The 13382-nt window shown below is 41.8% G+C and carries 11 protein-coding genes; 4 read left to right on the top strand and 7 right to left on the bottom strand.

Features of this window, described 5'->3' with window-relative positions:
• Positions 1-39 precede the first annotated feature (39 nt).
• From nifN to V7K84_RS17570, 4 genes are all read right to left on the bottom strand, one after another.
• Positions 40-1350 (bottom strand): nitrogenase iron-molybdenum cofactor biosynthesis protein NifN, encoded by a 1311-nt coding sequence (gene nifN, locus V7K84_RS17555; protein WP_334839865.1) that lies wholly within the window; start codon positions 1348-1350, stop codon positions 40-42.
• Complete coding sequence (gene nifE / locus V7K84_RS17560) at positions 1350-2789, bottom strand: nitrogenase iron-molybdenum cofactor biosynthesis protein NifE (protein ID WP_334839866.1); 1440 nt, start codon at positions 2787-2789, stop codon at positions 1350-1352. Before nifE ends, nifN begins: the two co-directional genes overlap by 1 nt.
• 736 nt (positions 2790-3525) lie before the next feature.
• Entirely contained in the window at positions 3526-4482 is a 957-nt protein-coding gene (gene nifH, locus V7K84_RS17565; protein WP_334839868.1) for a nitrogenase iron protein, read from the bottom strand.
• A gap of 561 nt (positions 4483-5043) precedes the next feature.
• Positions 5044-6174, bottom strand: a complete 1131-nt coding sequence (locus V7K84_RS17570; protein WP_334839869.1) for a substrate-binding domain-containing protein — start codon at positions 6172-6174, stop codon at positions 5044-5046.
• A 543-nt stretch (positions 6175-6717) separates the two neighbouring features.
• Between V7K84_RS17570 and V7K84_RS17575 the strand changes: the two genes are divergently transcribed.
• Both V7K84_RS17575 and V7K84_RS17580 read left to right on the top strand, forming a co-directional pair.
• A complete protein-coding gene (locus V7K84_RS17575; RefSeq protein WP_334839871.1) occupies positions 6718-7083 on the top strand; it encodes a hypothetical protein in 366 nt (121 codons plus the stop codon).
• Positions 7084-7182: 99 nt separating this feature from the next.
• Complete coding sequence (locus V7K84_RS17580) at positions 7183-7557, top strand: hypothetical protein (RefSeq protein WP_094353382.1); 375 nt, start codon at positions 7183-7185, stop codon at positions 7555-7557.
• A 288-nt stretch (positions 7558-7845) separates the two neighbouring features.
• Here V7K84_RS17580 and V7K84_RS17585 read toward each other — a convergent pair whose 3' ends face one another.
• Positions 7846-8085: a hypothetical protein gene (locus tag V7K84_RS17585; protein ID WP_334839873.1), complete on the bottom strand. Its 240-nt coding sequence runs from the start codon at positions 8083-8085 to the stop codon at positions 7846-7848.
• Between the two features lie 95 nt (positions 8086-8180).
• Between V7K84_RS17585 and V7K84_RS17590 the strand changes: the two genes are divergently transcribed.
• Together V7K84_RS17590 and V7K84_RS17595 are read left to right on the top strand one after the other, a co-directional pair.
• Complete coding sequence (locus V7K84_RS17590) at positions 8181-8822, top strand: hypothetical protein (RefSeq protein ID WP_322670149.1); 642 nt, start codon at positions 8181-8183, stop codon at positions 8820-8822.
• 10 nt (positions 8823-8832) lie between these two features.
• Positions 8833-9639: a pentapeptide repeat-containing protein gene (locus V7K84_RS17595; protein WP_334839875.1), complete on the top strand. Its 807-nt coding sequence runs from the start codon at positions 8833-8835 to the stop codon at positions 9637-9639.
• 191 nt (positions 9640-9830) lie between these two features.
• Here the strand turns inward: V7K84_RS17595 and V7K84_RS17600 are convergent, their stop codons facing one another.
• Together V7K84_RS17600 and ahcY are read right to left on the bottom strand one after the other, a co-directional pair.
• Entirely contained in the window at positions 9831-11543 is a 1713-nt protein-coding gene (locus tag V7K84_RS17600; protein ID WP_334839876.1) for an ankyrin repeat domain-containing protein, read from the bottom strand.
• A 250-nt stretch (positions 11544-11793) separates the two neighbouring features.
• Positions 11794-13071, bottom strand: coding sequence for an adenosylhomocysteinase (gene ahcY, locus V7K84_RS17605; RefSeq protein WP_099102634.1), 1278 nt, complete (start codon positions 13069-13071; stop codon positions 11794-11796).
• Positions 13072-13382 lie beyond the last annotated feature (311 nt).

Here is a 13382-nt window from a genome sequence, read left to right on the forward strand (position 1 = left end):
ATGTCTGTGTCAGTGAAGGAAACATTGGGATAACTAATATTAATGCTTAACCTTTGTTTCCTGCTCTAAAAACAGATTGCCAATATCAAATAAAAGTTGCATAGTACCTCGATAGCCAACTTTGCAGAACTGATTACTATCTAAGCAGTCAAAAATGGGAATCCCTTGACGGTAGAGAGGAATTTTTAAGCGTTGAGCGATCGCTACTCCATGAGAGTTGGTAATTAGCAAATCAGATCCAACCGCCAATTGCTCAAAGTCTTCCAAATCGCCGATAGTGACGCTCTTGATCGGCAGTTTTTCTAACAGAGGAAAGCGTGTTGTTGTCACCGCTGAGTGAATCTCAACTCCTAGCGATCGCAAAAAAGCAACTGTTGACCAAAGTAAATCTGGTTCCAGCGCCAAAGAAACTCGCTTGCAACCAAAGTAAAAGTGATTCTCCAACATCACGTGTTGTAACTGACGGCGTTGACGGCGGTATTTATCCGGTACGCTAACGCCACTGATATCCGCCAATGCTTGCAGGAATTTATCTACTGCTGCTAGTCCGGTTAGTTCGCCAAATACCTCATAAGGTATATTGAATCTCTGCTCCAAAATTTGTGCTGCACCCCGCATACTATCACCTAGTGCCAAAGTGAATACAGAACTGCCAATTGAGCGTAACTGTGTCAAAGTCGTGCCATTAGCTGTAATGGCACTAGAAGAATCTTCTATATGACCATCTAAAGAGCCAGAAAGGTCAGGTACAACAATAGGTACAAGTCCAAAAGAGGTAACAATCTCTTTGATTTCTTGGACATCCCCTGGTGTGAAAGCAGAACTCGCCAAAATAGTGATTTGTGTGGCACAAGCGTCTTGCTTAGAGCCTTTTTGGGGGATTTCCCTGACAATACTCTCAACTGCGCCAGCAAAGCCATCCTGTAATGTACCTTTGAAATCCGGTGTAGAGACAAGCACAATTGGTAAATAATCCAGTTCTGGGTGACGGTGGCGAATCTCCTTAACAAAGCGCCCCATGTCATCACCTCTGGTTTCCACCAGTCCAGTGCTACAAAGACCGATAATTTCTGGTTTTGATCTTTGCACCAAAGTCAAGATTGCTTCTTCAACTCTTTCCTCGCCACCCAAAATGGTTGCAACTTCGGTCATCGCCGTACTGGAAAGCGGAATCGCCTGACGGAAATGTTGTACTAATACCGCCTTAGTCAAAGCAGTACAGCCTTGAGAACCGTGTAATAAAGGCATGATTCCCTTTAACCCCAAAAAGGCTAAAACTGCACCCACAGTTTGGCTTTGCTTCAGGGGATTAACTGCAACTGATGTACTCGTAACGCTAATAATCGCCATCAAATTTCCTCCTCTTGAGAAGATGAGGGGGATGAGGGAGATGAGGAAGTAATTTCTCCCCCTGCTCCCCCATCCTCTGACCACGGGGCTGGCTGAGATACTTGCTCCCACACAGGGTTGTAAAAAGCGGCATACAGTTCTCGTGCTACCTCTAAGATTCCTATATAGCCTGCATAGGCATGATTGCGTTCTTGATTAATATCTAGAAATGGAATCCTAGCAGTGAGAGAGGTGTCTTGATGGCGTTTATCAGCAATTAACATATCAACGTGATTTTCGTTAATTATCTGTAAAATTTCTTCAGGACTATTTTGTTCTAGAATTATGCCATCTTGACCCAGCAAACTTTTGACTCTAAGTTTATCCTCTTCAGTATTACTATTAGTACTAATAGCAATAACTTCCATCCCCAATTTCTTAGCGGCAAAGATAATCAACCAACTCTTGAAACTTCCAATAGAAAGGATAATGCGCTTACCTTGCAATCGGGTAAGATACAGACCGAGTTTTTCATCTATTGCAGCAGTTTCTTCTACAATTAGCTTTTCTGTACGTTCCTGCAAATCAGAATTACCTAACTTTGCCGCAATATTCCTTAAACATTGATTGATTGACTCTATACCATAGATAGACTCTTCAATATAGGGGATACCATATTTTTTCTCCATGCTTTTTGCCATGTTAATTAGTGCTTTGGAGGAGAGCAGCACGTTAAGTTTGGCACGATGGGCATAGCAAACTTCTTTGTAGATAGCATCGCCTGTAATTTTTGCCAAAACTCTGATACCTAATTTCTCCAATAACGGTAGAACATTCCATATTGCACCTGCGATGTTATGTTCACCAATTAGGTTGATGTCATAATCTGTACTAGTCTCTGGTTCAGCTGTTCCAATAACGTGTTCTAACAACGCTTCACCAGCAACACGATTGCCCAAATTTTGGTTCCCAATGAATCCAGGGCAATGTACAGGGATAGTAGGTATTCCTGTTTTCTCGGTGGCATCTTTGCAAACTCCCTCGATGTCATCCCCAATCAAGGCGGTGATGCAAGTGGAGTAAACAAATACCGCCGTCGGTTTGTAGCGTCTTGCTAATTCTAAAATGCCTTTGTACAGCTTTTTGGCTCCACCGAAGATGATATCGTTCTCATCGATGTCGCTAGTAAAGCGTATTTTGTACAGCATCGAATCAGAAGAAAGACTGCTGTAACTTCCCCAAATACTAGCAGCACAGCCACTTGGCCCGTGAACTACATGAGCAGCATCGGTAATTGGTACTAAGGTAATCATTGCACTATCAAAAGCGCAACTCCCTTGAGTAGTTCCAGGTTGGGGTAATTGTGTGGAGGACTTTTTTTTCTTTTGTTTCTGCTGAGGAGCATCTTCAGAATTGGAGTCACTGAGTGAATCGTTGATTTTTCCTGGGGTGGGATTCATTTGTTTGGTGACAATAGGTAGAAGTTATTAGGTATTAAGTGAATGTCAAAAAGCTTCTATATAATTTTCATTTATTAACCGTGTATCTAAAAAATTGAATAAAAGGTAATCAAAAAGATAATTCTCCATCCACTAAAACATAAACACCAACTAGGTTAGAGAAGGAGAAAACAAAAATACGAACTAGACTATTAAAGTATTAATGTTGCTGTGTAGACGTTGAGGGATTAGTGTTATCACCCGAACTTGAAACAAACAAAAGTTAAGATTGTCCATTCGATTACTTCTATTTTAAAGGATTTTTCAAGAGTGATGAGTGTTAATTTCTGAGTAATAAGTAATGAATAAGTAGTACTAATGAATTTTCCCACTCTCAGCCGAAGCACTCGCTACTCAGAAATAATTTGATGCTTAGTCGGTCTAATTTTACTTTTTACTCAGCACGTACTAAACCTTAGTTATCCGCTAACGTTATTCAACACTAAGCACTGTTTCTTTGTGAGGCTGCGCTAAACCCTTTTAACTTCTTTCTTTACTTTCTTTTCTTTCTTTCTTTGTGTCCTTTGCGTCCTTTGCGGTTCGTTTTTCTTTCTTTTTTCTTCTACTTAAAGATGGTTTAGCGCATCTTCATATAGAATTGGTATAAGCACTGTTTCTATAAGAGGTGGGCTATTTTTGCCCACCTAATATTTACTCTGTATTTAGCACCGGAGTCTAAACAAGAACCTTACTTCTTCTAGCTACCGGAAACTATTTCTACGTTTCCTTTTTTAACTGCTTCTAGTGCTTCACCTTTAGCGTCTTCTAGCTTTTTCGCAGCATCTGCTTGGCTAATCATTTTTGCAGCATTTTCTTCACTTTCAAGGATGCCGAACTCAATCAACAAATCTTCTAGCTCATCCATCTCGATGGGTGTGGGAACAGTAAGATTTGTATTGCCGATAATCTTGTCCGCTAATGTGCGGTATTCATTAGCTTGTTTGCTATCAGGCGCGTACTCGTTCACCGTCATCCGGCGCAATTCCGCGTGTTGCACGATATTGTCACGCGGCACGAAGTGAATCATGTGGGTATTCAATCTGGCAGCCAGGGTGCTAATCAGTTCGTCTTCCCGGTCAGTTTGACGGCTGTTACAAATCAGCCCACCCAAACGTACACCACCAGTATGAGCGTATTTGAGAACGCCACGAGCAATGTTGTTGGCAGCAAACATCGCCATCATTTCACCGGAGGTAACGATGTAGATTTCTTGGGCTTTACCTTCACGAATTGGCATGGCGAAACCACCGCACACAACGTCGCCCAATACGTCGTAGGATACGAAATCTACGTCTGAGTAAGCACCGTTTTCTTCGAGGAAGTTAATGGCGGTGATAATACCCCGACCGGCACAACCTACACCCGGTTCTGGCCCGCCTGATTCTACGCATCTGATATCCCGGAAGCCAGTGATTACCACTTCTTCGAGTTCGATATCTTCCACAGCACCCCGTTCAGCAGCCAAGTGCAGCACGGTGGTTTGAGCTTTACAGTGCAGAATCAATCGGGTAGAGTCAGCTTTGGGGTCGCAACCCACAATCAAGATGCGTTGACCCTTTTCTGCCATAGAAGCCAGGGTATTTTGGGAGGTAGTAGATTTACCGATACCACCTTTACCGTAGAAAGCAATTTGTCTAATTTTGCCGTCGGACATGATGATTAATCCTGTAATTATTTGTTTGGTGAGTCTGTCGGTTGATGAGGCGATTGTGCTGTAAAATTACAGCAGCGACCTTATGTAGAACGTTGTTGGAGGCGTTGGCACTTTGTGCCCACCGGAGGTGCTCGTTCTACAGCAAAAAGAGTCAGAAGAAAGAACATATTCAAGTTTTGGTCAGTTTTCGTTGACCATTAGTCATTACTCAAGGAATATTGCAAGTATTACCATCCGCTCACTCAAATGATTTCTCTAGCGGTAGCAATACCAATTGAAAAAAAGAAAGCGACAAATAGACCATTTGTAGAGACGCGATTCATCGCGTCTTTACCCAAGGATGTGTTGCAGTCATGAATTGAATTGGTATAATACCAATTGGAAAAAAGAAAGCTACAGATTCCAAGCGGGAAACTCAAATTCAATCCGAATTACGAATTCAGCATTACCAGTTGTTGTAATCAGAAAGAAGGTTGCTCATACCTCAAGAGTGGTTGCAGCAGGAATTTAAATTTACGCCAAGTTTTCCCTAAACCACACAACCAACCATTGCAATCCACTCTAAACAGTTGCTACAACTTCCCCAATTTTGCTGATATCGTAACCGCCGAGAATTTCAAATTGTGAGTGAACCATCCGATGTCCCAAAGTACTGAGCAACTGCTGCACTGGTGCTTCTTCTAAATATTCCTTGAGAATCACCAAATCATATCGTGACTGATGTAAAGGGATAAATCCCAGCCCAAAGGCGGTAGCTACAGATGCCGTACTCATACCAGCATCGGCAACTCCTCTGACTACAGCTTGGGCAACATCTTGGTGACTTTTGAGTACATTATCAAAGCCCTGAACGGCATCGAACGGTATCTGCTCTTTTTGGAGTGTTTGTTCCAAAAGCATCCGGCTACCAGAACCGATTTCGCGGTTAACAATAGTCGCCCCAGCAACTAAATCACTAACTGTTCTAATTCCCATTGGGTTCCCTGACTTCAACAAAAGTCCCTCCTCCCAGACACCAAGGGTAATCAGAACTGCTTCCCTCCCAGCCAGAACATCTCGAACAAAGGGAGTATTATACTCACCAGTTTCAGGATCGTACAGATGCATCCCAGCGATGTGCGCCTCACCTCTGCATAGACTGTGCAATGCAGCCATGCTGTTAGCGAAGTTATATTGGACTCGCAGTTGGGGATGCCAGCGTTCGGTGGCTCTTGCCCATAGTGAAATCACAGGGGCACAACCAGCAATCACAACGGTGTTGTGAAGTGTGTCGAGATTATCGTCTAAAAGACGGACTCGAACTTTATTTGTACCTGTAAGGCTTGTACTTTCACCATCAGCCGGAATCATATCTTGGCGAAAAGCATCCTTGCCAATCAAAGGATAAGCTATCCATTGTCCTCCCACACGAGCCATGCTAACTCGTAGTTGCTGACCATTAGGAACAGGTTTGGCAAGAACGGCTTCAATTTCAGGTAAATCTCGCTCTAACCAGAATAGATCCTCAACTTGACAGCCAAGCGCTTTGGCCAAGCGAAGTGTTATAGCTACTGAGGGAGCATATAATCCCGACTCTACACCACTAATAGTCTGACGAGTCACATTAGCGATGTTAGCCAAATCTTGTTGGCTCATGCCTAAGCGAGTTCTAATTGACTTCAAGTTATTACGGAGGTCACTATCCTGCTTCATTGGCTTTGTCTCTTAGTTTCAAAAAGCCGTAGCGGATTTAAACATTGCATCTGCCAAGGCGAAAGTGTGGTCTTTGAGTTTATATCATTTCTCTTGGAAGACTTTTTGTACTTTCGCTGTCTTGATTCCCCATATAAAAAGACTATCACAGAAATTGCCAATTTGCTTGCGAAGCGCAAATTATTTTTACGGGTGGTTGTTTTTTACCTGCTATTTTGGCTTAAAAGCCTCAAACTCCAATAAACAGAGCATTTATTTTGCAGTAAATTTTTACCAACTAAATTGGTGGATAGTAGCGTCTAATACAGTTTTAGAGATTAGTTTCAGCTTTGATGCTTGATAGACGAGTAATACAAACAGTAGAAAACATACCAACCAATTTCGCTTTTTGGGGTAAATTTTACCCTGACGAAAAATTACCTATTTGACTAAAGTGAATATGCACATAGCATCAGCAAATAATTGCTGTTTTAAGTTTTTGCACAATCAATTAGGTATTTACCAAAGTATGCAACAGATGGCAGCAAAGCAATGGAGAGAGTAATGATTACCGAAGAAGACTTAGCCCAGCAATTTAACGTAATTATTGAACACACTCACCCACGTGTATGGAAACTGTTAAGCCAATGTTATGTGAAGATAATCAATCCTCATCCTCACTTAACAAGAGTGAATATGAAAACATGCATCCGCCATGCAAAATATATTGGTATTTATTGCCCTGACAGACTAATTAGTACTGTCGTAGAACAAAAAAATCTACTCAAAGAAGTAGCAGAATACTTGGGGCTAGTTGAAGTTGTTTGCTTGAATGCCAATAACTTGATGCGCGATCGCCTCTCAAACCTCAAGCAAGCTTATCCCCAGTTGTGGTTAGACTTGCTGTGGATTGTTACTCAAGAACAATAACCTAGTAAACCTGATTTTTCTGCAATATTCAATCTGCAAAAAATCATTATTCCCAATCTTTACCGCAGCTTCGTTACTTTTGAATCTTGCTAAAAATTTATGAATCAACCATGCCTACATCCAGATGATTTGCCTTCACCTCAAACAATCAAGCTGAGTGAAATATTATTTCGACAGCTTGAAGAAGCAACGAAAAAAAGCTTTTTTCTAGCCTGCGATCGCATGACACGGATTTTGTTATCGAGTTGTCATTGGTATTTCCAAATCAATAGTGGCGTTTTGACCTTGATTCTGATTTGTAATAACATGGAAAGTTATCGCAATATCATGAAAACTGTTCCCCAATTTGCAGATCGCTTAAAACAGTTTGCCAATAGAGCTAAAATTACTGTTAGTTCTCCAATTGACAAAGGTATACCTTGGGTACTCAGCATCGATAATGTCTTACCAGAAGGGGACTTGCCTAGTACCTGATAGATATACCAGAAAAATCGCGATCGCCCTTCCGTATGAATATTGGCGATCGCGCCGAAATCTCAAACCACGGCAAAGCTTTTAACCCGGATTTCTCACGCATAGTGTAGGCTTCAGGGGAAGAGGAGTGTGGGGAGTGTGGGGAGTATGGGGGGTAAAACTTCTTCTCCATCCTCCCACACCTCCCACACCTCCCACACCCTTTGGATTTCTCTCTTGTGAGAAATCCAGGTTTAAGTGTTTTGTATCTGCTTATTTACCTGATTGGGAGGATAAGGATGAAAATAGCTAGAAAGAGCCATATTTATTGGTATCTAATCCTTGCAGTTCCGGTTGGGAGATGTTGGGGAAATATTTGGGGTAAAACTGGGGTAATGTAAAAGGGTCAAGATGTTTACAAAGCAGCCGTGTTAAACAAAAATTATGTCGTCCGATCGAAGTAGATTTTATCCCAAGACGACAATGGTCTTTTAAATAAGCATTAGCTTCTATAATTGCTATTTGACACACGGGTGTAGATCCGTTCAACGGATTTTGCGCTCTTTTATACCCTATATTGTCAAGTTAAGCACTTATATCTCACATATAGATAACTTTTACCCTCACGACTGGAGAGCAAAATCTTGGGCATAGAATTACGCAGTTTCGTATTTCTCGACAGCCTGCAACCTCAACATGCAGCATATATGGGAACAGTAGCCCAAGGCTTCTTACCATTACCAGGAGATACATCACTGTGGATTGAAATATCTCCTGGTATCGAAATTAATAAAATTACGGATATAGCCCTGAAATCTGCCTCTGTCCGTCCGGGAGTACAGGTAGTGGAACGATTATATGGACTATTGGAAGTTCATTCTAGCTCCCAAGGCGAAACCAGAGCTGCTGGTCAAGCTATTTTGGCGGCACTGGGAGTAAAAAGGGAGGAATGTCTGAAACCGCGTGTTATTTCTAGTCAGATTATCCGCAACATCGATGCTTATCAAACACAACTGATTAATCGCACGCGCCGAGGACAGCTACTACTAGCAGGTCAAACGCTGTATGTATTAGAAGTGGAGCCTGCTGCTTACGCCGCACTAGCTGCCAATGAAGCGGAGAAAGCAGCAAGGATTAACATTTTAGAAGTTCAAGCTGTAGGTAGTTTTGGACGGCTTTACTTAGGTGGACAAGAACAGGATATCCTAGCAGGAGCAGCGGGAGCATTAACGGCTATTGAAAGTGTCGCTGGTCGGGTAAATTCTCTGGGTGGGCGTCAGGAGTAAAGGAGAGAAAATGGCAAATCGAGAGCATCTAACTTTACTCAAAGCAGGTGCAGTTAAATGGATTGAGTGGAGAAATAAAAATCCCCAGATTGAACCAGACCTCAGCGCTGCGAATTTGCAAGGCTATAACCTCAGAGGTGCAAACCTCCAGGGGGTAAACCTGAGAAGAGTCGATTTGGGTAATGCTTTACTCGTGCGGGCAAACCTCAGTGGGGCTGACCTCAGTAGTGCCAACCTCTATAAAGCCTTCCTGAATGAAGCTAACCTGAGTGCGGCTAACTTCAGTGTTGCTAACTTGAGTGGCGCTATACTTACGCAGGCAGATTTGAGTCATGCCAATTTGATTGGAGCTGACTTGAGTGGAGTGGATCTTAGAGGTGCTGCGATCGCATCTGCTAATCTAATTGGTACTGACTTAAAAGGCGCTAACTTGAGAGATGCCGATTTAGGTGCAGCAAAGTTGATGCGGGCCAACCTCTCTTTTGCCAACTTGATTGAAGCTAACTTGATTGCGGCTGACCTCAGTGAGGCGAGTTTGTACGAAGCAGAAATTTTAGGGGCTTATCTTTACAAAGCTGACTTATACAAAGCTAATCTGACCAAGGCTCACCTAAGTGGTGCATACTTGTTGCGGGCAAACCTAAGTGAAGCTGATTTGAGTCAAGCTGATTTGAGTTGGACTAACCTTAGAGACGCGAATTTGGCAGGGGCGAATCTCAGAGGAACTAACCTTAGAGGAGCCGATATTCGGGGAGCTAATTTCAGCGGCGTAAATCTTCAAGAAACAATTATGCCTAACGCTTCAAGACACCATTAGTTTACAAGAACAAGGAATTGACGCTTAGATTCATTTTTTGGGGTATCTCTTCCCACAAGAAGTATATAAAATTTCTGTAAAGCTTAACTTTTATTAAGCTCAAAATCTTGTGGATAATCTATCAATTTAAATTATGTATTTTCAGATGTCTTTCTCTAATATAAAAAGGATTTTTTCCCAAATATGTATATTTAAAGAATAGCGCGACTCCAAGTTAAGCCGATTAAATCTAAGACATAATCCACAGAGTTATCTATATAATCTTCTGATTTTTTATTATCAATTACACACAATTGACCGCCAGTAATATAAATTTTATCTGACTCTTTGTAGTAAGATTTGTGTCTACTGATCCATCCTGGCTTCTTACCAGTTGTTTCTACTTTTTCTATTTCAAATGTGTGGATATGTAATCTATAAACTGGGGTTTCATTATAGATTCTTGTACCGCCATATCCTAAACTGCCAATGATATATATATATTCTCCAACTAATGTAGCTGAGTGAAAATCAGTTGGCGGAAAAATATATTCGGGATAACCAAAAATCTGAAAATTCCCATCACCTTGATAAACTACAACATCGTTATATATACAAAAATTAGAGTCGTAGTAGTCTTCATGTTCGCCAGCAATTTCTATAATTCTGCCATCTGGTAATTGTGTAATTGTTCTACAAAATCGATCGTAGCACCATACTTTAGCTTGCCGATTTCCTGTATCTTTAAAAGTATTTTGTGCGTCATAAGCAGAACAACCTTCATAAATCATCACCTGCCAAAAAGGTATTTTCATCAATTCTGGATTGGTTTTGCCAAAACGCGGATGTTTGCCAGCAAAATATTGCTCTGGTGATAATTCTGATAGTGAGAATTTGCTGTTGGCAATTCCGGTGAGCGATCGCCGCATATCATTGTTAATATCGCTCACATCTTCACCAGCTGCAATTAACATTTTGACGATTTCTTTCTTTGTCGTTATCTTAATGGCTTTGTCATTGCAATGATTGATTCTGTTGGGGTTTGCGCCAGCTTCTAGTAAAATTCTGACGCAATCAGTAGCACCATACTCTGCTGCGATTATTAACGCAGTGTTACCAAAATCATCAGTGGCTTCAATATCCAATCCCTCTGCAATTAGCCACTCTAGGATTTCCAGCCTATTGTCTTCTATTGCATACATTAACGGCGTTTTTCCGCAGTTTCCCGCATCGTTGTGATTGGCTCCGGCAGCTAGGAGTAATTTGGCTTTAAGTAGTTCACCGATTTGAATACTCAATAACCAAGGGGTTCTATACCAACAATCACGCACATCTCGATCTGCTCCTTGCTCTAGCAATAACAATACTAGCTCTAAGCTGCCAAAAACTATAGCGTGCATTAATTCTGTCCATCCCAGTTGCTCTGGGTTAGCACCTGCGTTCAATAATAATTTGACAGCATCAAATCTCCCAATATGAGCAGCTATTTTGATTGCAGATTCACCATAGCGACTAATGCCATTGACAGCAGCACCTCTAGAGATGAGTAAATTTAAAGTTGATATTAAGTTTTTATCCTGCAAGATATCTCGACCATGCATAGCATTAATTAAGACATCATATCCATCTGGGCTTTGATAATTAATATCTGCTCCAGCATCTAGAATCAATTGAATTTTATCCAGATTTCCTGACTGCACAGCCAACCCAAGTACGGTGTTTTGCTCTACAACAGCATTCACATTTGCGCCATGTTCCAATAGGAAGTGAATCATATCTATACCTACTGTAGGGCTACTAAGCGCATACATTAATGGTGTTTGCAACGAATCTTTTTCTATGCAATCAATATCAACACCATTGGCTAGTTTACGTGCGACTCCTGCCATATTGCCCTGCTGTACATAAATATGAATTTTTTGCATAAATTTTCTTATTTAATTTCTGATATAAATTATCGGCATATTAGATATCTTGCAAAAGTTCGGTTAAGGTAAGACGCGATGAATCGCCGTCTCTACAATAATCAGTATTTCGTATATACGGCGATTTATTGGTATAGGCTATTCCACTTTGCGCTCTTGGCATTTACACTGCGGATTTATGCGCGGCGCGAAACCCAAAAAAAAGGGATAAGCCTAAAGCCTATCCCTAAAAAATCAATTAATCAATGTATCAAGTTCCTGAAGTCCAAGAATTGATGTACTCAATTTGATCTGCTGTCAAACTATCAATCGTAATACCAATAGCCTGCAACTTCAACCGAGCAATTTCTTGATCGACTTCAACAGGAATTGAGTGCAAACCAGGTTCCAACTTACCTTTATTTTTCACCAAGAATTCACAAGCCAAAGCTTGGTTGGCAAAACTCATATCCATTACCGCGCTGGGGTGTCCTTCAGCCGCAGCTAGGTTAATCAAGCGTCCTTGTCCGAGAACGACAACTGATTTACCATTTTTCAACTTATACTCTTCGGTGAAAGGACGAACTTCTTTGATTTCTTTAGCTTGTGCAGCCAAGTATTTCAAATCAAGTTCCAAGTCAAAGTGACCGGAGTTACAAACGATCGCACCGTCTTTCATGACATCGAAGTGTTCGCCACGAACGACGTGCTTGTTACCGGTCACAGTGATAAAGATATCACCTTCAGGTGCAGCTTTAGCCATTGGCAGGACGCGGAAGCCATCCATTACGGCTTCAATTGCCTTGATGGGGTCGATTTCGGTGACGATGACGTTAGCACCCATCCCACGGGCGCGGAGGGCTGTACCTTTACCACACCAGCCATAACCGACGACGACAATGTTTTTACCAGCCAACAAAATATTTGTGGCGCGGATAATGCCATCTAGGGTTGATTGCCCAGTACCATAGCGATTATCAAAGAAGTGCTTGGTGTCAGCGTCGTTGACGTTGACGGCGGGGAAGGTGAGAACGCCTTCTCTAAACATGGCGCGTAGGCGCACAATACCAGTGGTGGTTTCTTCGGTGCTACCAATCAAATCAGCGATTTGGTGTTGGCGGTGTTGGATTAAAGCCGCAACTACATCGCTACCGTCATCAACAATAATGTTGGGGCGATGATCTAAAGCTATTTGGACGTGGCGGTTATAAGTTTCGTTATCTTCGCCTTTTTGAGCAAAGACGGGAATTTCATGATCGACAACGAGGCTAGCGGCTACGTCATCTTGAGTTGATAAAGGATTGCTAGCAATTAAAAGCGCGTCTGCACCACCGGCTTTCAGAGCGATCGCCAAATGTGCTGTTTCTGTTGTAATGTGGGCGCAAGCTACAAGGCGTAAACCAGCGAAGGGCTTTTCGATTGCAAAGCGATCGCGGATTTGCTTCAAAACTGGCATTTCGCGTCCAGCCCATTCAATGCGCTGTCTTCCCAAGGCAGCTAGGCCGAGGTCTTTAACCTCGTGCTTTAATCGGGGAGAAGTTGCGGTCATCAAAAGTTACCTCAAAAAATAAAAAAAGCTACGTAAATTTTACGCACTCTACTAGGTTATTGTACAACTGGTGATTTTTGCTTGTATTTAGCAAATCACTAGTCAACATTCCTCAAAACTAGCTTGACGTTTGATTACCCTAATGTCAACTTCATCGTCAGCTTCTTCCTTTTTGTTTTATCTTTGGTAAGAGTAATACTCCGATCGGTCTTACATGCTGATTCTCAGCACTTTGTCATCTCTCTAAAGATAGAAAACAAACAAAAAAACATGAAAGTTTCATTGTCTAAAGAGAAAACCTCAACTTTAGA

It is taken from the genome of Nostoc sp. (assembly GCF_036917315.1).
Lineage (GTDB): Bacteria > Cyanobacteriota > Cyanobacteriia > Cyanobacteriales > Nostocaceae > Nostoc.